We start from the raw sequence: 20,833 nt of genomic DNA on the forward strand, positions 1-20,833 counted from the left end.
CGGGGTGCGCGCGTCCCGCCTGGTCACCCTGCTGTTCACCCTTCAGCGCCTGCGCGAGGCCACGGCAGGGGAGCTGGCGCGCGAACTGGAGGTCTCGGAACGGACGATCTATCGCGACGTCGCCGCGCTCTCCGCGGCAGGTGTGCCGCTCTTCACCGAGCAGGGCCGGGGTGGGGGCATCCGGCTCGTGGACGGCTGGCGCACGCGGCTCGACGGGCTGACGGCCCAGGAGGCGGCTGCGCTCTTCGCTGTCGGCGCCCCGCAGGTACTCGCCGAGCTGGGGATGAGTGCCGCTCTGGCCGGCGCGCAGGCCAAGCTGCTCGCCACCCTGCCGGCGGAGATGCGGGAGCACGCCCGCACCGTGGCCGAGCGGTTCCATCTCGATGCGCCGGGCTGGTTCCACACACCGCATCAGGTGACCCAGCTGGCCGCCGTCGCCGAGGCGGTGTGGGGGCAGCAGCGGCTGCGCATCTCGTACCGCCGACGAACCGATGTGGTCGACCGGACGATCGAGCCGCTCGGCGTGGTTGTGAAGGCGGGGACGTGGTACTTGGCCGCGCGGAGCGTCAGCGGAGCGCGCGTCGATTCAGCGCGGGGTGACGCCGTGTTGACCTACCGGGTCGACCGGATCGTGGCCGCGGAGCCCACCGGCGAGGGCTTCACCCGACCGGACGGGTTCGACCTCGCGACGTGGTGGGCGGACTCGACGAACCGGTTCGCGAGCCAGATGCTGCGCGTCACGGTGCGGCTGCGGCTGGGACCGCGCGGGCTGAAGATGCTGTCGCACGTGACCGACACGGACGCGGCGGTGCAGGCGATCGCACGTGCCGGCCCGCCGGACGCCGAGGGCTGGCGCGAGGTCGAGCTCGACGTCGAGGAGATCGTGGTGGCCGCGTCGCAGCTCACGGGCCTGGGCGGGGAGGTGGAGGCGCTCGACCCACCCGAGCTGCGCACGGCCCTGGCCGCCGCGGGCGCTGCCCTCGCGGAGCGCAACGCTCCTCGGTGATCGTTACGAGATCGATGGGCCGGCCCTGTGGCGCAACGCTCCCTTGTCAATTATTGACAGAGCGTCCGGGCGGTCGTGAGCATCGTTGTCATGGAGACGACCACGGCGCGCGGGACCGGCAGTCCCCGTCGTGCCGTCGTCGCGGGCACGGTGGGCAACTTCATCGAGTGGTACGAGTTCGGCGTCTACGGCTTCTTCGCCACGATCATCGCCGCCAACTTCTTCAGCCCGGACGGGAGCGCCGGGCTGGAGAGCCTGGTCAAGACCTACGCCTCGTTCGCTCTGGCCTTCTTCTTCCGTCCGATCGGCGCGGCGTTGTTCGGCAGGGTCGGCGACCGGATCGGCCGCAAGCCCACCCTGGTGCTGGTCCTGCTGCTGATGACCGGGGCCACCTTCCTCATCGGCGTGCTGCCCACGTACGCCACGATCGGGGCAGCGGCGCCGTGGCTGCTCACGCTGGTCCGGGTGCTGCAGGGCCTCTCGGCGGGTGGCGAGTTCGGCGGCGCGGTCTCGGTGATGACGGAGTTCGCCCCCACCGGCCGGCGCGGGCTCTACGGGTCCTGGCAGTCGTTCACGGTGGCGCTCGGCCTGCTCGCCGGGGCAGGGCTCGCGGCGATCCTGGGTGCCGTGCTCAGCGCCGACCAGCTCACGGCGTGGGGCTGGCGGATCCCGTTCCTGCTCGCGCTGCCGCTGGGGCTGGTGGCGCTCTGGCTCCGCCTGCGGCTGGAGGAGACGCCCTCGTTCCGGCGAGCGGTGGCCGTCACGGGCGAGGCGCCTGCCCGGCCGGGTGCGTGGCAGACGACCCGGGCGATCGCGGTGGGGGCCGCGCGGCTCATGGGCTGGTCGGCGGCGGGTTACACCTTCCTCGTCGTGATGCCGGCGTACCTGCAGTCGTCGCTGGGAGCGTCGTTCCAGCAGGCGCTGGTGGCCACGGTGGTGGCCAACGCCGGGTTCGCGGCGACGATCCTGCCGGCAGGCCTGCTCAGTGATCGGATCGGCCGCCGCCCGGTGATGCTCGCCGGAACCGTGCTGATCGTCGTACTGGCACTGCCGCTGCTCAATGTGCTGCAGAACAAGAGCAGCGGCCCGCTCCTGCAGGGACTCGCGGTCCTGGTGGCAGGCGGAGCCGTCGGCCTGATCGCGGGGCCCGGGCCTGCGATGTTGTCGGAGATGTTCCCCACCGGGGTCCGCTACACGGGCCTCGGCCTCGCGTACTCGTTGTCGAACGCGGTCTTCTCGGGCTCGGCAGGCCTGATCATCACGGCGTTGATCGCCGGAACGTCCGATGTGGACATTCCGGCGTACTACGTGATGGCCACCTGCGTGGTGAGTGCCGTCGCCCTCGCCACGCTGCGCGGAGACGACCACCGCAGGCCGTTGGGGGAGTCCGCGTGAGGGTGATCGGGTTGATGTCCGGGACGTCGTTCGACGGGATCGACGCCGCGGCGGCCGATCTCGACCTCGACGGCGACCGGATCGTGCTGCGTCCGCTCGGCGGGCTCGGCGTGCCCTACCCCGACGAGCTGCGTGTGCGGATCGCCGCGGTACTGCCCCCGGCCGTCACCACGATCGAGGACGTCTGCCGGCTCGACACCGGCATCGGCCAGGCCTTCGCCGAGGCCGCAGCCACCGCGAACGACCGGCTGTGCGCCGGGCGCGCGGAGCTCGTCGTCGCGCACGGGCAGACCGTCTTCCACTGGGTCGAGGGCACTGCCGTGCGCGGCACGCTGCAGATCGGCCAGCCCGCCTGGATCGCAGAGCGCACGGGTTGCGCCGTGGTGGCCGACCTCCGCAGCCGCGACGTCGCCGCGGGCGGCCAGGGCGCTCCGCTGGTCAGCGCCGTCGACGTGATGTGGCTGCGCGGCCGCCCCGGCGCTCCGGTCGCGCTCAACCTCGGCGGCATCGCGAACGTCACGGTCGTCCCGCCCGGCGCCGACGCCATCGCGTTCGACACCGGTCCGGCGAACGCACTGCTCGACATCGCCGTGTCCGAGCGCACGGACGGACGGCTCACCTGCGACGTCGACGGGGCCATGGCCGCGAGGGGACGGGTGGACGCCGGACTGCTCGATCGCCTGCTCGCCGAGCCCTACTACGCGCGGCGCGCGCCGAAGACCACGGGCAAGGAGCTCTTCCACCGCGACTACCTCGACGCGGCGCTTGCCGGGCTCCCCGCCGTCGCCGACGACGACCTGGCCGCCACGCTCACCGCCCTGACCGCCCGCACCGTCGGCGATGCCGTCCGCTCCGTCGGTGGCACCGAGGTGATCGCTGCGGGGGGTGGCACCCGCAACCCCACGCTGATGCGTGCGCTCGCGGCCGAGCTGCCCGGCGTCCCGGTCCGCAGCTCGGACGAGCTGGGGCTTCCGGCGGCGTGGAAGGAGGCCTACGCGTTCGCATTGCTGGGCTTCTGCACGGTGCACGACATCCCCGCCACCGTGGCGAGCTGCACCGGCGCCCGGCACCCGAGCGTGCTCGGTGCGGTGCTCCCGGGCCGGGCGGGGTTCCCCTGGCGGCCGCGACCCGATCGGCTGCCCCGAGTGCTCGAGATCGCGGAGGCCGCATGAGCAGCCTCGCCGCCCGGATCCGCGCCGTGCTCCCGGAGCTGTCGCCCGCCGAGGCCAGGGTCGCCGCCGTGCTGGACGCCGACCCCACTGCAGCGGCCCGGCTCACGATCACCGAGCTGGCCGGGCAGACGTCGACGAGCACCGCGACCGTCGCCCGCATCGCGCGCCGTCTCGGCTATCCGGGCTACCCGGCGCTGCGGCTGGCCCTGGCCGCGGTCGGCGGAGGCACGGGCGCCGCGCTGCCGTTGGACTCCGACGTCGCCGACGACGACCCGATGCCGACGGTGCTGCGCAAACTCGCCGCGTTCGAGAGCGAGCAGCTCACAGGCACTGCCGAGCTCGTCGACGGCGACACGCTGGAGGCGGTCGTCGCGGCGATGGCAGGCGCCAGGCGGATCGACGCCTACGGGATCGGGGCCTCCGGGCTGGTCGCGCAGGACCTTGCGGCGAAGCTGGGCCGGATCGGGTTGCTGTGCATCGCCCATCCCGAGCACGACGCAGCAATGGTCAGCGCAGCCCTGCTCCGCCCGGGCGACGTCGCCATCGGTATCTCGCACTCCGGCGGCACGGCGGGCGTCGTGCGTCCCGTCCAGGTGGCTCGGGCCGCCGGCGTGGTGACCGTGGCCGTCACGGGTGCCTCGCGATCCGTGCTGGCCCGCGCCGCGGACCACACGCTCCTCACCGCGGGCCGCGAGCTCGGCTTCCGTTCCGCGGCCATGGGCAGCCGGACGAGCCAGCTGCTGGTGGTCGACACCCTGTTCGTCGGCGTCGCGCGGCGCACCCCCGGAGCGCGCGCCGCACTCGAAAGCACGTACGAGGCGGTCTCCCCCCGCCGGCGCGATCGCCCCCGACCCGACACGAACGGATGTTGATGGACCTGCAGTCACTCACGACCGAGTCCGCGCTCCCCGAGAGCGCAGACCTCGACCGGATGCCGGTCGCCGACCTGCTGGCGCTGATGAACGCCGAGGACCACAAGGCCCCCGCTGCCGTTACCGCAGCCCTGCCGCAGATCGTGAAGGCCGTCGAGCTGATCGTCGCGGCCAGGGCGCGCGGCGGACGGCTGATCTACCTGGGTGCAGGCACGAGTGGCCGGCTCGGGCTGCTCGACGCCGTGGAGTGCCCACCGACCTTCGGCACCGGACCCGGCGATGTCGTCGGGCTCATCGCCGGAGGCCGGCAGGCGGTCGGCACGGCTGTCGAGGGCGCCGAGGACGATCCCTTGCTGGGCGTCGAGGACCTGCGCGGCATCGACCTCCGTGCCGCCGACGTCGTCGTCGGCCTCACGGCGAGCGGCCGTACGCCCTACGTTCTGGGCGGACTCGACCACGCGGCGTCCGTCGGGGCGTCGACGGTGTCGGTGGCTTGCAACATCGGTGCGCTGGTCAGCAGCCACGCGGACGTCGCGATCGAGCTCGCCACGGGCCCCGAGGTGCTCACCGGTTCCACCCGGCTCAAGGCAGGCACCGCGCAGAAGCTGGTGTGCAACATGCTCTCGACCGCCGCGATGGTGCAGGGCGGCAAGGTGTTCGGGAACCTCATGATCGACGTCAGGCCTACCAACGCCAAGCTCGTCGACCGGGCCCGCCGAATCGTCGCCGCCGCGACCGGCGCGAATGCCGACACCGCCGCCGCCGCGCTGGATGCGGCCGGCGGTGACGTCAAGGTCGCGGTCGTGATGCTGCTCGCCATGTGTTCACGCCAGACGGCGATCGACCGGCTAGCCCGCGCCGACGGACGGGTTCGCCCCGCCGTCGACGGGCCGTGAGCCAGTTGTCGCCCACATTCGGCCGGCCCTCGCAGGGTTGAGGGGTCCTGCGAGGGCCGCGTCTTGTAGGCGCACTAGGGTCGCCGGAGTGCGTCTCGTCATCGCCCGCTGCCAGGTCGACTACGTAGGTCGGCTCACCGCGCATCTGCCGATGGCGCCGCGCCTGCTGCTGGTCAAGGCGGACGGGTCGGTGAGCATCCACGCCGATGACCGCGCCTACAAGCCGCTCAACTGGATGAGCCCGCCGTGCTGGCTCGAGGAGCAGCCCGGCGTGTGGACCGTGCGCAACAAGGCCGACGAGTCGCTCGTGATCACCATCGACGAGGTGCTGCACGACACCGAGCACGAGCTGGGCGTCGATCCCGGGCTGGTCAAGGACGGTGTCGAGGCGCACCTGCAGGAGTTGCTGGCCGCGCACCCCGGCACGTTGGGTGAGGGCTTCACGCTCGTGCGGCGCGAGTACATGACCGCGATCGGTCCGGTCGACCTGCTGTGCCGAGATGCGGACGGCCGCAGCGTCGCCGTGGAGATCAAGCGCCGCGGCGAGATCGACGGCGTCGAGCAGCTCACCCGGTACCTGGAGCTCATGAACCGCGATCCGCTGCTCGCGCCGGTGGCAGGTGTGTTCGCGGCTCAGCAGATCAAGCCACAGGCGCGCACGCTCGCCGAGGACCGCGGAATCCGGTGCGTCACGGTCGACTACGACGCGCTCCGCGGGATCGAGAGCACCGACCTGCGCCTGTTCTGAGCGCGGGGCGAAATTGTCGCCATCATCCGTCTAGATGGTGCCGGTGAAGATCGCCGGGTCGCCCATGATCACGGGCCGTACCTCGATCTGCACCTCGGCAGGATCCCGCCCGATCGAGAACGCGGCGGGGAAGGTGATCGACTTCCCGGGCAGCACCGTTCCCGCGGGCTGCATGCCGAGGCCCCGTTGGCTGTCGAAGATCTGTGTGGCCTGCTGCCCGCCGTGTCTGCCGTTGACGGTGATGAGGGCTGCGTCGATCGGCTTGTCGGTGCCGTTGGTGACGGTGATGTCGACCTTGATGGCGCGGTCGCGGATGTGTCCGGCCGCGTAGGTCGACGGCTTGAACGTGACAGGGGTGGCGACGAGGACCTTGGTGCCGTCGTCGAACGTGACCGCCTGCCCGAGCCGCGCGGTCGAGCCGTCGACCCGGTTGGCGGATGCTCCGATGACGGGTGCCGGTCCGGACAGGCGCTCGAACAGCTGGTTGGTGGCTCCGAACACGATGGCGATGCCCCAGATCCCGAGGGCGAGCGCGCCGATGCCGACGATCAGACCGAACACGGTGGTCCTGCCGTTCGAGGCGCGCCGGTAGCGGTAGCGCGACCAGCCGACGAGGGCGAGGGGAACGGCGACGAGGCCGCAGATGACGGCGATGAACCCGGTGAGCGGCACGAGTCCGAAGAGGATCCCGATGGGGGCGATGATCGCGGCGGCGAGGCCGGGACCGTTCTTCGGAGGCGGCGGGGCGTACCGCGGCGGGTAGTAGAGCTGCTGGGGCGGGTAGTAGTGCTGCTGGGGTGGGTAGGGCTGAGGCATGGGGGAGCTCCGCGGCGGGTCGGAATGGTCGGGCACTCAACCGTCGCTCAGAGTATCGATGACGTTACAGAGAGTTGAAGAGGCGGGGCCGTTCGGCAGACGACGTGTTGTCGCCACTGCTCTTTCACGAGGGAGCATTCGGCGTACCGTGCGACGGTCCGTCACCCGTGCGCGGTTAATCGCGTGACCGCCGCGGCGCCCGGCTGCGCCCTGTGCGGCGTGCGGTCGTACCCCTACTCTGGAGTAATGACCGCCACCGACACGCCTCTCCCCGGCGTCAGCGGCACTCCGACCACGTTCGAGTCGCTCGACCCGCGGACCGGCGATGTGGTGGGTACGCATCCCGTGCACGACGCCGATGCCGTGACGGCTGCCGTGGCGCGGGCGGAGGACGCTGCGCAGTGGTGGGCGGCCCTGGGCTTCGCCGAACGCCGCCGCAGGCTCGGTGAGTGGCGCAAGGCGCTCGTGCGCCGCATCGACGACCTCGCCCGCATCGTCACCGAGGAGACGGGCAAGCCGATCGACGACGCCCGGCTGGAACTGGTGCTCGCGATCGACCACCTGGACTGGGCAGCGAAGCACGCCGAGAGGGTGCTGGGGCGGCGCATGGTCTTGCCCGGGGTGCTGATGAGCAACCAGGCCGCGAGCGTGACCTACCTGCCGATCGGGGTGGTCGGCGTGATCGGCCCCTGGAACTACCCGGTGTTCACCCCGATGGGCTCCATCGCCTATGCCCTCGCGGCGGGCAACGCGGTGGTCTTCAAGCCCAGCGAGCTGACGCCCGGTGTCGGGGTCGCCCTGGCCGACTCCCTGGCCGAGATCGTCGACGGACGCGCGCTGTTCCAGGTCGTCACGGGCTTCGGAGAGACCGGCGCGGCCCTCTGCCGGGCCCCGGGAATCGGCAAGATCTCGTTCACCGGTTCCACCGCCACCGCCAAGCGTGTGATGGCCACGTGCGCCGAGAGGCTCACTCCCGTGCTCATCGAGTGCGGCGGCAAGGATCCGATGATCGTCGACGCCGACGCCGATCTGCGCGCAGCCGCCGACGCCGCTGTCTGGGGTGGCATGTCCAACGCGGGTCAGACCTGCGTGGGCGTGGAGCGGGTCTACGTGCTCGACGCGGTCGCCGACGAGTTCATCGCAAAGGTGGTGGGCACCGCGCGGACCCTGCGGTCGGGGTCGACCGGCGACTACGGGCCGATGACCTTGCCCGCCCAGGTCGAGGTGGTGCGCCGGCACGTGGAGGACGCGCTCGGTCGCGGCGGGCGCGCCGTGGTCGGCGGGCCCGAGTCGGTGCAGCAGCAGTTCATCGAGCCGGTCGTGATCGTCGACGTCCCCGAGGACAGCACCGCCGTCACCGAGGAGACGTTCGGGCCGCTGCTGGTCGTCAACCGGGTGCCGGACGTGGCCGAGGCCGTGCGCCGGGCCAACGCCACCGGCTACGGCCTGGGCGCCACCGTGTTCTCGAAGAACAGCGGCGAGGAGATCGCGGCGCAGTTGCGGTGCGGGATGGTGGCGATCAACGGGGTGATCTCGTTCGCGGGCGTGCCGAGCCTGCCGTTCGGTGGCGTGGGCGACTCCGGCTTCGGCCGCATCCACGGGGCCGACGGGCTGCGCGAGTTCACCCGTCCGCAGGCGGTCGCGCGCCAGCGGTTCCCCCTGCCGATACCGGTCACGAGTTTCCGCCGTACCTCGCGCGGGATGAAGGCGCTGTTAGGGGTCGTCCGGCTGCGGCACGGCCGGTAGCCCGCTGGGGTCGGTGAGGTCACAGCGGAGCCCGCGTAGGGCTCTGGAGTGCGAGGATCCGGTAATTGTCCGCGGAAACGGGAGGTGGACGGGTGGCACGCGAGTTCCGGACGGTCGGCGTCGTCGGTCTGGGCACGATGGGTGCGGGCATCGTCGAGGTGTTCGCGCGCAACGGCCTCCGCGTGATCGCCGTCGAGATCGACGACGAAGCGGTCCAGCGCGGCCGCGAGCACCTGAAGACATCCACCGGGCGGGCCGTCGGACGCGGCAAGCTCACCCAGGAGGACGCCGACGCGCTCCTCGGCCGGATCACCACCACCATCACGTTGTCCGACCTCGGCGACGCCGACCTCGTGATCGAGGCGGTGCCGGAGCACATCCACCTCAAGGCTGCGCTGTTCGCCGAGCTGGACCGGGTGTGCCGCCCCGACGCGATCCTCGCGTCCAACACCTCGTCGCTCTCGATCACCGAGCTCGCGGTGCGCACCGGGCGTCCCGGCAAGGTCATCGGGATGCACTTCTTCAACCCGGCCCCGGTGCAGAAGCTCGTGGAGCTGGTGCGCACGGTCGTCACCGAGCACGACGTCGTGGACGACGTGAAGGCGTTCGCCGCCACGCTCGACAAGGTGCCGGTCGTCATCGGCGACCGCGCCGGGTTCATCGCCAACGCGCTGCTGTTCGGCTACCTGAACCACGCCGCCCGGATGTACGAGGCCCACTACGCGAGCCGTGAGGACCTCGACGCCGCCATGCGGTACGGCTGCGGCTACCCGATGGGCCCGCTGGCCCTGCTCGACCTGATCGGGGTCGACACGAGCTACGAGATCCTCGACACGATGTACCGGGAGTCGCGCAACCTGATGCACGCGCCCGCCCCGGTGCTCCGGCAGATGAGCACCGCAGGCCTGCTGGGCCGCAAGACCGGCCGCGGCTTCTACACCTACGCCAAGCCGCACAGCTCGGAGGTCGTGCCCGACGCGCTCACCCCGTCCGGCACGGTGGCCCCCGACACCGCCGTGCGCGACGTGCAACGTGTCGGCGTGGTCGGCACCGGAACCATGGCCACGGGCATCGTCGAGGTGTTTGCCAGGGCCGGGTTCGACGTGATCGTGCGTGGGCGCTCGCAGTCCAAGGTGGACGGCAGCGTGGGCGGCATCCGCAAGTCGCTGGACAAGGCCGTCGTGCGTGGCCGGATCACCGAGGACGACCGCGACGCCACACTGGCCCGGATCACCGGCACCATCCACCTGGAGGACCTCGCCGACGTCGATCTGGTCGTGGAGGCCATCGCCGAGGAGCTCGACGTCAAGCGCGCGGTGTTCGGGGCACTCGACGAGATCTGCAAGCCGGGCGCGATCCTCGCCACCACCACCTCGTCGCTGCCGGTGGTGGAGTGCGCGGGGGCCACCAGCCGGCCGCAGGACGTCGTCGGGTTGCACTTCTTCAACCCGGCGCCGCAGATGAAGCTCGTCGAGGTGGTCTCGACGATCACCACCGACCCGGAGGTGGCGGCCTCGGCGCGGGTGCTGTGCGAGCGGTTGGGGAAGGTGCCGGTGTCCTGTGGCGACCGGGCCGGGTTCATCGTCAACGCTCTGCTGTTCCCGTACCTCAACGACGCGGTGAAGATGCTCGAGGCCCACTACGCCACCGCCGACGACATCGACGCGGCCATGAAGACCGGCTGCGCGCTGCCGATGGGGCCGTTCGAGCTACTCGACGTGGTGGGGCTCGACGTCTCGCTGGCCATCCAGCGCTCGCTCTACCAGGAGTTCCGCCTCTCCGGTCTCGCGCCGGCGCCGTTGCTCGAGCACCTGGTCACAGCGGGCAGGCTGGGCCGCAAGACGAGTCACGGATTCCGGGACTACGCGGCGCGCTGAGGCCGTTCGGACAACCGTGCCCAGATCCAACCGTCCGCGGCGCGCCGATCACGTTCCGCTGCGGTCGGCGACGCACACACGTGTCGAAAGTGCGGCGGACGGTGAATGGTTCGTGCGCAGTGTGCCGGGTTCTTCGTCGGCGAAGACATACCGCTGCCCCGGCTGCGATCACACGATTCCGGGTGGGACGCCGCATGTCGTGGCGTGGCCTGCTGCGGAGTTCGGGTCGGTGGAGGAACGCAGGCACTGGCACGCGGCCTGCTGGTCGGCGCGGGATCGCCGTGGCCCGGGCCGGCGGAAGTGGCGCTGAGCGCCGGGACAGGGTCGAGGAATCCCCGTCCAGCCGGAACCATGTCTTGAACGCAACTATTCCGGCAGCCGTGACGGGTCCGCGTGGAACTGTTGTTCGCCGCGCAGCAGCCCCGTTCGGCCGAAAGGGGTCGTCGAGCGGCATGGCCGGGGACGGACCCGGACGGCTGGACGGTCTCCGGCCCGCAACAACCCTGGCACCGACCAGGGCGGCCGCGCCCGAGCGGGTCGTCGTCGAGGCGTTCACACCCGGGTTGCCGCGCTCACAGGTCCCGGGCTACGTGGCGCGCTGGGGGCGTTCGGGCAATCGTGCTCGGATCCAACCGTTTGCGGCGCGCCGATCACGCTTCGCTGCGTTCCGCGACGCGTCCGCGTGCCAGGAGTGGGCAGCTGTTCCCATGGATTCCTGCTAATACTGTAATTCACCCGGGAGAGTGAACCTCGGATTCGGTTCGCCGACTTCCTCGAATTCTGTAGGACAATCTGCGGTGCCGCGATCAGACGTGCTTCGCCACAGTTTTCATCGCTGGCGAAGGCGGTGAAATCAGCCCCGTCGGCTAGGCCGTTCCGGTGTTCTGGCGCGCGATTCCCAGCGAATTGTCACGTGCCGGATGAGCTGTCCAGGTAGATCTGTGCCAGAAATCGTTGACGTCTTGCGCAATCAGGATCCCGGCCGCAATCTGAACATGCGGCTTCCACGCCTCCCGCAGTGGGCAAGCACCGGGGGCCGCCCCTCGGAAGAAGGGGGCACGTGATGGGCAACGAAACATTGTTGACCATGGTGGCGGTGGCCGGTATCGCCGTGCTGCTGGGGATCGCGCTGATCATCGGCCGCGGGGACATCACGGCCCGTTCCGGGGCCTGGAAGAGGATCGCCGCCGCCCGGCATGCGAACTGGCTCCACGAGCAGGACCTCCGGTCGATGCTCGACCAGCCCAGGTGCGCCGAGTGCCCGATGAACCGGATGTGGCCGTGACGGCTCCGGCCCCGGCGCCTGCCGCTCAGCGGTGGCCGGCTGCCGCCTGAGGGCGCGGGCGGGGGCGCGGACGGCCGTTCGCCAGGGTGTCGGTCCCATCGGCGTCGCCGCTGTCGCCGACGGGACCGGCCTCCGCATCGGTGAGGGCCCGGCCCGCGACGGACTCACGCTGGCTGGGCACCACACGGCCGTCGGGTCCGACGGGGGCTCGTTCCGGGGTGGCGGTCATCCTCTCGAGAGTGCGATCGAGCAGCACACGCGCGTCGCTCAGTTGATCGCTGATCCGCTTGCGCAGCTCGATGAGCTCTTCGAGGCGCTGTTCGGCATCGCCGACGACGGCGCGACCCATCTCCTTGGCCCTGAGCTCCTCCTCGCGGAAGCGTTGCGCGGCCAGCTCGCGCAGCTCCTCGGCCTGGCGGTGGGCTTCCCTCCGCTCGGCGGCGATCGTGGCGAGCGCCTCTGCGCGTCGCTGGTCGAGGGCCAGGGTGAAGTCCTCCTCGGCCGTCGTGCGCCGTGTCTCCGACTCGGCCCAGGCGCGTGCCAGCTCCTGCTCGGCCGACTCCCGCTCGGCGGCGAGCGCCTGCTCCACCTCGCGCTGGTGCGCCGCCAGCTGCTCCAGCGACGTCCTGCGCTCGGACTCGAACTCGGCTCGTGCGATGGCGAGTTCCGCGGCCAGCCGCTCCGACTCGGCCCTGGCCGCACTCAGTGCCGCGTCGGCCTCGGCCTTCGCGGTGTGCACGGTGGCCTCGGCGTTGGCCCTGGCGTTGCTGACGGTGGCCTCTGCCTCGACTCTCGCGCTGCTCAGCGTCGACTCGGATTCGGACCTGGCCGCGGTCAGCGTCGATTCGGATTCGGTCCTGGCGGCGGTCAGCGTCGCGTCGGCTTCGTTCCTGGCGCTGGTCAGCGTCGCTTCGGCTTCGGCTCTGGCGGCGGTCAGCGTCGCGTCGGCTTCGTTCCTGGCGCTGGCCAGGGTCGTCTCGGCTTCGTTCCTGGCGCTGGTCAGGGTCGCTTCGGCTTCGGATCTGGCGCTGCTCAGGGTCGCTTCGGCTTCGGTCCTGGCGGCGGTCAGCGTCGTCTCGGCTTCGGTCCGGGCCGCGTCGAGGCCCGACTCGGCCTCGGCCTTCGCTGTGGCGACGATCTGCTTGGCTCGGGCCTCGGAATCCGTGAGGCGCCGGGTGACCTCGCTGGCGGCCCCGCTGAGCATCTCGGTGACCTCGTCCTGGGCCAGCCGGAGCATCGCGCGCATCCGCTCGCTCATGCCCTGTACGTTCTGGCCCGGGCTCACGAGCGTGCGCACCTGTGCCCGCAGTTTCTCCGCGCGCACCCGGGATTCATCGAGCTCGCGAGCGAGCTGGCCCGCCTGCTCGAGCGCGGCGTTTCGGTCCGCGACGAGGATGCTGACGTGCGCGTCAAGAGTGCGCAGGTGGGTGTCGACCTGGCCCTGGTCGTAACCCCTGCGGACGACCTCGAAGCCGGCTTCGGTAGAGGGCGGAACAGGGTCTCCGGGCATGTTGGTCACCGTACCGGGGAGGTTCCGCGGCAGGGCGATGCGCGGGCATTGTGGTGAACCGCCTCACTCCACCGGGCGAATGGTGAGGAGATCACACCCCGCGGAAGCGATTGATCGCGTCGAGGTGTTTCGCCCGCTTCTCCTGGTCGGTCACCCCGAGCCCTTCGGATGGGGCGAGCGCCAGCACCCCGACCTTGCCCTGATGGCTGTTGGTGTGGACGTCCAGCGCAGCCTGACCGGTTTCGGCCAGGGGGTAGACCTTCGAGAGCGTGGGGTGAATGAGCCCTTTGTCGATCAATCGGTTGGCTTCGAACGACTCGCGGTAGTTGGCGAAGTGCGAGCCAATGATCCGCTTGAGGTTCATCCACAGGTACCGGTTGTCGAACGTGTGCTCGTACCCCGAGGTGGACGCGCAGGTGACGATCGTGCCGCCGCGGCGGGCGACGTAGACGCTCGCTCCGAACGTCTCGCGCCCGGGGTGTTCGAAGACGATGTCCGGGTCGTCGCCGCCGGTCAGCTCACGGATCTTCGCGCCGAACCGTTTCCACTCCGTGGCGTCCTGGGCGTGCTCGTCCTTCCAGAACCGGTACCCCTCCGCGCTGCGGTCGATGATCAGTTCCGCGCCCATCCTCCGGCAGATCGCCGCCTTCTCCGGGGACGAGACGACGCAGACCGGGATCCCGCCGCCGTTCAGCGTGAACTGCGTGGCGTACGAGCCGAGGCCGCCGGAAGCCCCCCAGATCAGGACGGTGTCGCCCTGCTTCATGTCGGCTCCGTTGCGGGAGACGAGCTGCCGGTAGGCGGTGGAGTTGACCAGGCCGGGGCTCGCCGCCTCCTCCCATGTGAGGTGGCGTGGCTTCGGGAGGAGCTGGTTGGACTTGACCAGCGCCAGCTCCGCCAGGCCACCGAAGTTCGTCTCGAAGCCCCAGATGCGCTGCTGGGGGTCCATCATCGTGTCGTTGTGCCCGTCAGGGCTCTCCAGCTCCACCGACAGGCAGTGCGCCACCACCCGGTCGCCTGCCTTCCACAGGTTGACGCCGTCACCTGCGCGCAGCACCACGCCCGCCAGGTCGGAGCCCACCACGTGATACGGCAGGTCGTGGCGCTTGGTGAGCGGCGAGAGCCGCCCGTAGCGCTGCAGGAAGCCGAACGTCGGCATCGGCTCGAAGATCGACGTCCAGACGGTGTTGTAGTTGATGGCGCTGGCCATCACCGCCACGAGCACCTCGCCAGGGCCCGGCTCCGGAGTCGGTACCTCGTCCAGGTGCAGGCTCTTGCGTGGGTCCTTCTCACGCGTCGGGATGTCGGCGAACATCTCGGTCTCGTCGGCGTGCACCGTGATGCCGCGGTAGAACTCGGGCACCTCGAGGTGGCCGATGGTGTCGAGCTGCTCGGCGAGGATCGCGTCGAGGATCTCCTGCACGGCTGCCTCCATTGGCTCGAGTCGCGCCGGGTGGTATCCCAAAAGTTACTGCGCAGTATGGTAGCCGTCGCAGGTGATCGACGGGAGCGACCAGCGCCACTTCCACTCAGTGGGTGGTGTCCGCCGCCGGTTCCACCAGCTCGACGAGCACGCCTCCTGCGTCCTTCGGGTGTACGAAGTTGATCCGTGAGTCGGCCGTGCCCCGGCGCGGTTCGTCGTAGAGCAGGCGGATGCCCTTCTCACGCAGGGCCGCGCACGTGGCGTCGATGTCCGCCACGCGGTAGGCCATCTGTTGGATGCCCGGGCCGCTGCGCTCGAGGAACTTGCCGATCGCCGAGTCCGGACGCAGCGGGGCGAGGAGCTGCACCGCGGCCCCGGCGTCCCCGGGTGCGGACAGCATGGCCTCGCGCACCCCCTGCTCCTCGTTGGTCTCGACGTGCGTGGCGACCAGCCCGAAGGTGTCGGCGTACCAGGCGATGGCCTCGTCCAGGTCCGCTACCGCGATCCCGACGTGGTCCACTGCGACGACCGTGTGCTCTCCCATGGGTTGGGAATGTAACCCGGCGGGGCCGTGACGTGCGGTTTGTGCGGGGAGTCACCATCGGGGACAGTCGCCGACAGGGATCATCGGTGGTAGCGCGGGTATCGTTGTCCCGCGCCGTCGGAGCTGCTGGAGGTAGTCGTGTCCGGATCCGTGATCGTCGCAGGTGCCCGTACCCCCATGGGGAAGTTGCTGGGCAGTCTGAAGGACTTCAGCGGGGCCCAGCTCGGCTCGTTCGCGATCAGGGCGGCCCTCGAACGCGCCGGTGTCGCCCCCGAGCAGGTCCAGTACGTGATCATGGGGCAGGTCCTCACAGCAGGAGCCGGTCAGATCCCGGCTCGTCAGGCCGCCGCCGGCGCCGGCATCCCGATGGATGTCCCGGCGCTCACCATCAACAAGGTGTGCCTGTCCGGGCTCGACGCCATCGCTCTGGCCGACCAGCTCATCCGCGCGGGTGAGTTCGACATCGTGGTGGCAGGCGGTCAGGAGTCGATGACGCAGGCTCCGCACCTGCTGCCGAAGTCCCGTTCCGGGTTCAAGTACGGCGACGTCACGATGATCGACCACATGGCCCACGACGGGCTGTTCTGCGCGTTCGACCAGGTCGCGATGGGTGCGTCCACCGAGAAGTTCAACTCCCGCTACGAGCTGACGCGCGAGGAGCAGGACGAGTTCGCCGCCCGGTCCCACCAGCTCGCGGGCAAGGCCGCGGCCAACGGCACCTTCGCCGAGGAGATCACCCCGGTCGAGGTGCCCCAGCGCAAGGGCGACCCCGTGGTCATCAGCGCCGACGAGGGCATCCGTCCCGACACCACCCCCGAGGGCCTGTCCAAGCTGCGGCCCGCCTTCTCCTCGGACGGCACGATCACCGCGGGCTCGTCGTCGCCCATCTCGGACGGTGCCGCCGCCGTGGTGGTCATGAGCAAGGCCAAGGCCGAGGAGCTCGGGCTCGCCTGGATCGCGGAGATCGGTGCCCACGGCATGGTCGCCGGGCCGGACGCGAGCCTGCACGAGCAGCCGGCCAACGCGATCGCCGCTGCATGCGCCAAGGAGGGCATCACCGCCGCCGACCTCGACCTGGTGGAGATCAACGAGGCGTTCGCCGCGGTCGGCGTGGTGTCCACGAAGAAGCTCGGCATCGACCCGGAGAAGGTCAACGTCAACGGCGGTGCCATCGCGCTCGGCCACCCGATCGGCATGTCGGGCGCCCGCCTCGCGCTGCACCTCGCGCTCGAGCTCAAGCGCCGCGGTGGTGGCACCGGGGTGGCTGCGCTGTGCGGCGGCGGTGGCCAGGGCGACGCTCTGATCGTCCGCGTGCCGGCGGCGAGCTGACCCCACCGGCATGGCACGCCGGGCGGCGGTCACCGATCTGGTCGATCGGGCCCGGCGCGGCGAACACCTGGCCGTCGCGCGGCTGATCTCCCTGGTGGAGGACGGCGTCGGGACGTCCGGTGGCGGGCAACTACGTGAAGTGGCCGCCGCGCTCGCCCCGTACGGCGGCCGGGCCCACGTCGTGGGCCTGACCGGACCTCCCGGAGTCGGCAAGTCGACGTCGACGTCGGTGCTGGTACGTGCGTTGCGAGAGCAGGGCCGCCGGGTCGGCGTCCTCGCCGTCGACCCGACCTCACCCTTCTCCGGCGGTGCGCTGCTGGGTGACCGGGTGCGGATGGGGGAGCACGCCACCGACGACGGCGTGTTCATCCGCTCGATGGCCACCCGCGGCCACCTCGGCGGCCTGGCATGGGCCACCCCCCAGGCCCTGCGCGTGCTCGACGCAGCCGGCTGCGACGTGGTGCTCGTGGAGACCGTCGGGGTGGGACAGTCCGAGGTGGAGGTCGTGTCACTCGCCGACACGACGGTGGTGCTGCTGGCGCCCGGCACGGGCGACGGCATTCAGGCGGCCAAGGCCGGGATCCTGGAGGTGGCCGACGTCTTCGTGGTGAACAAGGCCGACCGCGACGGCGCCGACCAGGCGATCCGCGACCTGCGGCACATGCTCTCCCTCGGGGAGCGTCCTGCCGAGGGCGGCTGGACCCGCCCGGTGATACGCACCGTGGCCACCCGCGGCGAGGGCGTGGACGACCTGGTCGCGGCACTCGACGCCCACCGACACTGGCTCGACGAGGTGGGCGAGCGCCAGGGCCGGCGGATCGCCCGGGCCGAGGCGGAGATCCAGGCCATCACCCTGGAGCAGGTGCGATCCCGCATCGGCGACTTGCGCGGGGTGCACGGGCTCCGCGAGCTGGCCCGACGGGTGCTGGCCGGCGACCTGGACCCCTACCGCGCCGCCGACCAACTGACGGGCAGCGTGGGGCCGGTTGAGGCGGCACTTGGGGGGAACGAGCCGCAGCCGTGATCGACGTTTCGGGGTCGGCGCCGCGGACGCGGCTCCTGGTCGCGGGCGGCGTGATCATTGTTTGGGGAGCGTTGGCCGTGTTGGGCGCGGCTGGGCGCCCCGAACTGGTGATCATGGTGGGGACGCCGCCGGTGTGGGGGCGGTAGCTGCGGCGGGCGGGCCTCGACGGGCACGTTCAGTGCCACCTCGAGCCGGCGGGCGGGTGTGCTGTCGCGTGATCATCGTTCGGGGAGCGGTGGCCGTGCTGGGCACGGCTGCGCGTCCCGAATCGGTGATCATGGCGGGGAGGGTCGGCTGCGGGCCGGTGTGGGCGCGGTAGCTCGAGCGGGCCGACTCACTGGGGGTGCCGACCGGTGATCACCTGCGGCCGAGGGCGGCTCGGGGTGGCGTGATCATCGTTTCGGGGGCGGTAGCCGTGCTGGGCACGGCTGCGCGCCCCGAACCGTTGATCATGGTGCCCGGTCACGGAGGGCGCACCGTGGCGATCAGTGTCTCGGACCAGGCGCCGTGCTGGGCCGCTCCTGCGCGTCCCCGCCGGTGATCATGGTGGGGACGGCCACCGGTGCGGGGGTGATGGTGGCGGGGGGCCGGCCAACGTGGTGCCGACCGATGATCACCTCACTCGCGCGGGCGATGGCGTGTCGGCATGATCATCGTTTGGGGGGCAATCGCCGTGCTGGGCGCGGCAGTGCGTCCCAAACTGGTGATCTTGGTGCCGCGGGTAGCTGTTCCGGGGCCGCCTCTGCGTCCCCAACCGGTGATCATGGCGTCGCCGGTGCCGGCGTTCGTGGTTGTCGGTGGTTCGGGAGCCGCCACCGGGCCGCCGGCCGCGCCGGGCGACCTGGCAGGACAGCGGCGGGGCGTTCACGAGCGGGTGCGGAGCGCGGCGAGCCGGGCGCCGACCTGCTCCGAGCCGATACGAAGGGCGAGCTCCCTGGCCCGGCGCGCGTGCTCGGCCGCGTCGTGTGGCCGGTGGGCCGCGAGCGCGAGTGCGAGGTCGGCGTGGACGGCGGCGCGGTGGCGGGCTGATCGGGGAGTGGAGGCGAGTGCCCGCTCCAGCGGTCCGACCGCCTCCGCATCGCCGAGCGCGACCAGGGCGCGCCCGTGCCATCGGTGCAGGTCGGCCAGCTCGAGGACGGGGCCGCCCGGCAGGGCGACGATGTCGACCCGGGTGTGCTGCAGCCGGCGTGCGGCTGCGGTGATGGCCTCGTGAGCGGCGGGGGCGTCGCCCGCGGCGGCGCTGGCGACGGCGCGTGCGGCGTCGAGGCGCACCTGGGCGGGGTCGCAGGTGGCTGGACCGGCGAGGTCCAGCAGCTCGACGGCGGTGGCGGGCTCGCCCACGTCCACCAGCACAGCGGCCTGACCGGCCACGGCATCGGCCTCCGGGACGCCGGCCTCCCGCGCCGCGGTGCGGGCGCGGTGATACCGGCGCCAGGCCTCGTCGGGGCGGGCGCGGTCGAGCTCCTGGGCGCCGGCCAGCGTGGCTGCCCCGGCCAGCACGGCCGCGACCTGGGCCCGCCGGTCGGGAGTCAGGGTGTGGATGAGTGTCTCCTCGAGTTGCTCGACGAGCGCTCGCACCAGCTCGCCCGCTCCGGCTGCGCCCAGCTCGTCGTCGAGCCTGCCGGCGATGGCGAGCTGCTCCCACCACAGCTCGAGGCCGGTGTGGTCGACGGCAGCGGCCGCGGCGATCGCCGACCGGAGCCGATCGGACGCGGTGGTGGTGGCATCGGCTGCGGGTGCCACCGCGATTCCGAGGTCGTCCGGTGTGCGGTCGTACAGCTCGGCCAGGAGGGTGCGGTAATGCGGCTCGGGCAGGGCGTGGCCGTTCTCCCACCGGGAGAGCAGGGTCTTCAGGCTCGCCGCAGCCGCAACGGGTGTGCCCGTGGCGCGGCCCAGCGCTGCGAGCTCCCCGGCCGCGTCGGCCTGGGACCAGCCCCGCGCCGCCCTGGCGGCACGCAGACTCATGCACCCGCCCGTGCCGGTGATGGCGGCAGGCCGGCGAGCGGCCATGTGGCCGGGTCGCCGGCAATCCGGCTGCCCTCCGCGACGGCGATGGCGCCGGTGTGCCGCTCCGGTGAGGTGGTCTCCACGTCGATGAAGGTGCCGACCGACGCGCCACTGAAGGCCACCTCGCCGCAGAAGGTGGCGTGCTGGAAGGAGATCCCTCCCTCGAACCGGGCGTCGCGCATGTCCACGCGGCCCAGAAAGGTGGCGCCGGAGAACAGTGCGGGCTTGCTCGCCTGAAGGCTGCCGAGCCGGGTGACGCCGTAGAACCGCGTGCGCCGTGCTGTGAGCCGGCCGATCCTGCGGCCCTCCAGCCGGAGGTACTCCAGGCTCGCGCCGGTGAGATCGAGGTGGTAAGCGCGTGGGTCGTGGTTCATCCCCCACGGGAGCAGGTCGGTGATCAGCCGTTGGGCGGTGAGCCGCACCTGGCGCTCCCGATCGGCGTCGGGTGCCTCGTCGGTGGTGGCCTGCTCGGGATCGTCCGCCTGCTGGGTGTAGCTGGGGTGTGAGAAGGGCCTGCGCAGGTACGCGCACAGGACGTCGAGCACCGTCTGCTTGTAGCGGGGGCTGGAGTCGGCGAGCCACGCCAGCGCGTGCAGGGCGCCGACGCGCACCTGGTCGGCCTCGTTGCCCAGGAGCTCCACCGACCGCGCGAAGCGCTCGTCGGCCGCCTTGTCGCTCTCGAGCTGGTGGCGCGCCTCCTCGGTGCGGCGCCTGCGGTCGTTGAGCCACAGTGCGTACAGCGCGACGACGGCGCCGCCTGCGAGGCCGCCGGTCTTGATCGCCTCGGCCTTGGACGCAGTGGGTTCGACCAGCAGCAACACGACGGTGGTGGTCGCCGTGACGAGGATGGCCGCGAGCACACTGGCAGCCAGCAGGACACGACCTCGCACGTGAGCTCCTCGCCGTTGATCTCTCCGTCGCCGTCCAGATTGTCGGGGTCGGCACCTACTGTCAACGCTGTTGCCGCAACCCGCGTCAACAGCGTCGGAAGGGGATGGCCATGGATCTCACCACGTGCTCGGTCTGCGTGATCGCGGGATCGGCCGGTGGGGCCGTCAGCGGCTACTACGCGGCAGGAGGGCGGGGTGTCCGTCGCCCCGGCCGCCGGGCGGCCACCAGGTCCACCCACGGCCGCACGATGCGGTCGTGGCCCGGGGCGCGCCGGCGCCACCGACGGAGGCCC

General features: G+C 71.5%; 18 protein-coding genes. 12 read left to right on the forward strand and 6 right to left on the reverse strand.

Going from position 1 to position 20,833, the window contains the following annotated elements:
• Nucleotides 1-4: 4 nt before the first annotated feature.
• From ABD743_RS35365 to nucS, 6 genes are all read left to right on the forward strand, one after another.
• On the forward strand, nt 5-1,006 hold the full coding sequence (locus tag ABD743_RS35365) for a helix-turn-helix transcriptional regulator (RefSeq protein ID WP_344727597.1): 1,002 nt from the start codon (nt 5-7) through the stop codon (nt 1,004-1,006).
• 90 nt (nt 1,007-1,096) lie between these two features.
• Nucleotides 1,097-2,401: an MFS transporter gene (locus ABD743_RS35370; protein WP_344727599.1), complete on the forward strand. Its 1,305-nt coding sequence runs from the start codon at nt 1,097-1,099 to the stop codon at nt 2,399-2,401.
• Nucleotides 2,398-3,573 (forward strand): anhydro-N-acetylmuramic acid kinase, encoded by a 1,176-nt coding sequence (locus ABD743_RS35375; RefSeq protein ID WP_344727600.1) that lies wholly within the window; start codon nt 2,398-2,400, stop codon nt 3,571-3,573. Before ABD743_RS35370 ends, ABD743_RS35375 begins: the two co-directional genes overlap by 4 nt.
• Nucleotides 3,570-4,445 carry a MurR/RpiR family transcriptional regulator gene (locus tag ABD743_RS35380; protein ID WP_344727602.1) on the forward strand — a complete coding sequence of 292 codons (876 nt, stop codon included), beginning with the start codon at nt 3,570-3,572 and terminating at the stop codon, nt 4,443-4,445. The genes ABD743_RS35375 and ABD743_RS35380 overlap by 4 nt, the downstream gene beginning before the upstream one ends.
• Entirely contained in the window at nt 4,445-5,341 is an 897-nt protein-coding gene (murQ, locus tag ABD743_RS35385) for an N-acetylmuramic acid 6-phosphate etherase (RefSeq protein ID WP_344727604.1), read from the forward strand. The genes ABD743_RS35380 and murQ overlap by 1 nt, the downstream gene beginning before the upstream one ends.
• 88 nt (nt 5,342-5,429) lie before the next feature.
• Entirely contained in the window at nt 5,430-6,089 is a 660-nt protein-coding gene (gene nucS / locus ABD743_RS35390; protein WP_344727605.1) for an endonuclease NucS, read from the forward strand.
• A gap of 30 nt (nt 6,090-6,119) precedes the next feature.
• Here the strand turns inward: nucS and ABD743_RS35395 are convergent, their stop codons facing one another.
• Nucleotides 6,120-6,905: a hypothetical protein gene (locus tag ABD743_RS35395; protein WP_344727607.1), complete on the reverse strand. Its 786-nt coding sequence runs from the start codon at nt 6,903-6,905 to the stop codon at nt 6,120-6,122.
• 246 nt (nt 6,906-7,151) lie between these two features.
• Between ABD743_RS35395 and ABD743_RS35400 the strand changes: the two genes are divergently transcribed.
• The 3 genes from ABD743_RS35400 to ABD743_RS35415 all read left to right on the forward strand — a co-directional run bounded on the left by ABD743_RS35400 (nt 7,152) and on the right by ABD743_RS35415 (nt 11,813).
• On the forward strand, nt 7,152-8,651 hold the full coding sequence (locus tag ABD743_RS35400) for an aldehyde dehydrogenase family protein (protein WP_344727608.1): 1,500 nt from the start codon (nt 7,152-7,154) through the stop codon (nt 8,649-8,651).
• Between the two features lie 92 nt (nt 8,652-8,743).
• Nucleotides 8,744-10,528: a 3-hydroxyacyl-CoA dehydrogenase family protein gene (locus ABD743_RS35405; protein ID WP_344727610.1), complete on the forward strand. Its 1,785-nt coding sequence runs from the start codon at nt 8,744-8,746 to the stop codon at nt 10,526-10,528.
• Nucleotides 10,529-11,591: 1,063 nt separating this feature from the next.
• Complete coding sequence (locus ABD743_RS35415; RefSeq protein WP_344727612.1) at nt 11,592-11,813, forward strand: hypothetical protein; 222 nt, start codon at nt 11,592-11,594, stop codon at nt 11,811-11,813.
• Between the two features lie 25 nt (nt 11,814-11,838).
• On the opposite strand, the gene ABD743_RS35420 is transcribed toward ABD743_RS35415, so the two are convergent.
• From ABD743_RS35420 to mce, 3 genes are all read right to left on the reverse strand, one after another.
• On the reverse strand, nt 11,839-13,323 hold the full coding sequence (locus tag ABD743_RS35420; RefSeq protein ID WP_344727613.1) for a coiled-coil domain-containing protein: 1,485 nt from the start codon (nt 13,321-13,323) through the stop codon (nt 11,839-11,841).
• 91 nt (nt 13,324-13,414) lie between these two features.
• A complete protein-coding gene (ccrA, locus tag ABD743_RS35425) occupies nt 13,415-14,758 on the reverse strand; it encodes a crotonyl-CoA carboxylase/reductase (protein WP_344727615.1) in 1,344 nt (447 codons plus the stop codon).
• A gap of 94 nt (nt 14,759-14,852) precedes the next feature.
• Entirely contained in the window at nt 14,853-15,290 is a 438-nt protein-coding gene (mce, locus tag ABD743_RS35430) for a methylmalonyl-CoA epimerase (RefSeq protein WP_344727617.1), read from the reverse strand.
• A 138-nt stretch (nt 15,291-15,428) separates the two neighbouring features.
• Between mce and ABD743_RS35435 the strand changes: the two genes are divergently transcribed.
• Genes ABD743_RS35435 through ABD743_RS35445 form a run of 3 tightly spaced genes read left to right on the forward strand, consistent with a single transcriptional unit; the run spans nt 15,429 to nt 17,789 of the window.
• Nucleotides 15,429-16,619: an acetyl-CoA C-acetyltransferase gene (locus tag ABD743_RS35435; protein ID WP_344727619.1), complete on the forward strand. Its 1,191-nt coding sequence runs from the start codon at nt 15,429-15,431 to the stop codon at nt 16,617-16,619.
• Between the two features lie 10 nt (nt 16,620-16,629).
• Nucleotides 16,630-17,643: a methylmalonyl Co-A mutase-associated GTPase MeaB gene (gene meaB / locus ABD743_RS35440; RefSeq protein WP_344727620.1), complete on the forward strand. Its 1,014-nt coding sequence runs from the start codon at nt 16,630-16,632 to the stop codon at nt 17,641-17,643.
• Nucleotides 17,640-17,789 (forward strand): hypothetical protein, encoded by a 150-nt coding sequence (locus ABD743_RS35445; protein ID WP_344727621.1) that lies wholly within the window; start codon nt 17,640-17,642, stop codon nt 17,787-17,789. Before meaB ends, ABD743_RS35445 begins: the two co-directional genes overlap by 4 nt.
• 718 nt (nt 17,790-18,507) lie before the next feature.
• Here the strand turns inward: ABD743_RS35445 and ABD743_RS35450 are convergent.
• Both ABD743_RS35450 and ABD743_RS35455 read right to left on the reverse strand, forming a co-directional pair.
• Nucleotides 18,508-19,608, reverse strand: coding sequence for a helix-turn-helix transcriptional regulator (locus ABD743_RS35450; protein WP_344727623.1), 1,101 nt, complete (start codon nt 19,606-19,608; stop codon nt 18,508-18,510).
• Entirely contained in the window at nt 19,605-20,540 is a 936-nt protein-coding gene (locus tag ABD743_RS35455; RefSeq protein WP_344727625.1) for a pentapeptide repeat-containing protein, read from the reverse strand. The genes ABD743_RS35450 and ABD743_RS35455 overlap by 4 nt, the downstream gene beginning before the upstream one ends.
• Between the last annotated feature and the right edge of the window lie 293 nt (nt 20,541-20,833).

The sequence above is a fragment of the Pseudonocardia yunnanensis genome (assembly GCF_039534065.1).
GTDB lineage: Bacteria > Actinomycetota > Actinomycetes > Mycobacteriales > Pseudonocardiaceae > Pseudonocardia > Pseudonocardia yunnanensis.

Bases quoted from the DNA above. Each gene is read 5' to 3' on its own strand.
- ABD743_RS35370 (WP_344727599.1), top strand. From the start codon at position 1,097: ATGGAGACGACCACGGCGCGCGGGACCGGCAGTCCCCGTCGTGCCGTC.
- ABD743_RS35380 (WP_344727602.1), top strand. From the start codon at position 3,570: ATGAGCAGCCTCGCCGCCCGGATCCGCGCCGTGCTCCCGGAGCTGTCG.
- murQ (WP_344727604.1), top strand. From the start codon at position 4,445: ATGGACCTGCAGTCACTCACGACCGAGTCCGCGCTCCCCGAGAGCGCA.
- ABD743_RS35395 (WP_344727607.1), bottom strand. From the start codon at position 6,905: ATGCCTCAGCCCTACCCACCCCAGCAGCACTACTACCCGCCCCAGCAG.
- ABD743_RS35400 (WP_344727608.1), top strand. From the start codon at position 7,152: ATGACCGCCACCGACACGCCTCTCCCCGGCGTCAGCGGCACTCCGACC.
- ABD743_RS35415 (WP_344727612.1), top strand. From the start codon at position 11,592: ATGGGCAACGAAACATTGTTGACCATGGTGGCGGTGGCCGGTATCGCC.
- ABD743_RS35420 (WP_344727613.1), bottom strand. From the start codon at position 13,323: ATGCCCGGAGACCCTGTTCCGCCCTCTACCGAAGCCGGCTTCGAGGTC.
- ccrA (WP_344727615.1), bottom strand. From the start codon at position 14,758: ATGGAGGCAGCCGTGCAGGAGATCCTCGACGCGATCCTCGCCGAGCAG.
- mce (WP_344727617.1), bottom strand. From the start codon at position 15,290: ATGGGAGAGCACACGGTCGTCGCAGTGGACCACGTCGGGATCGCGGTA.
- meaB (WP_344727620.1), top strand. From the start codon at position 16,630: ATGGCACGCCGGGCGGCGGTCACCGATCTGGTCGATCGGGCCCGGCGC.
- ABD743_RS35450 (WP_344727623.1), bottom strand. From the start codon at position 19,608: ATGAGTCTGCGTGCCGCCAGGGCGGCGCGGGGCTGGTCCCAGGCCGAC.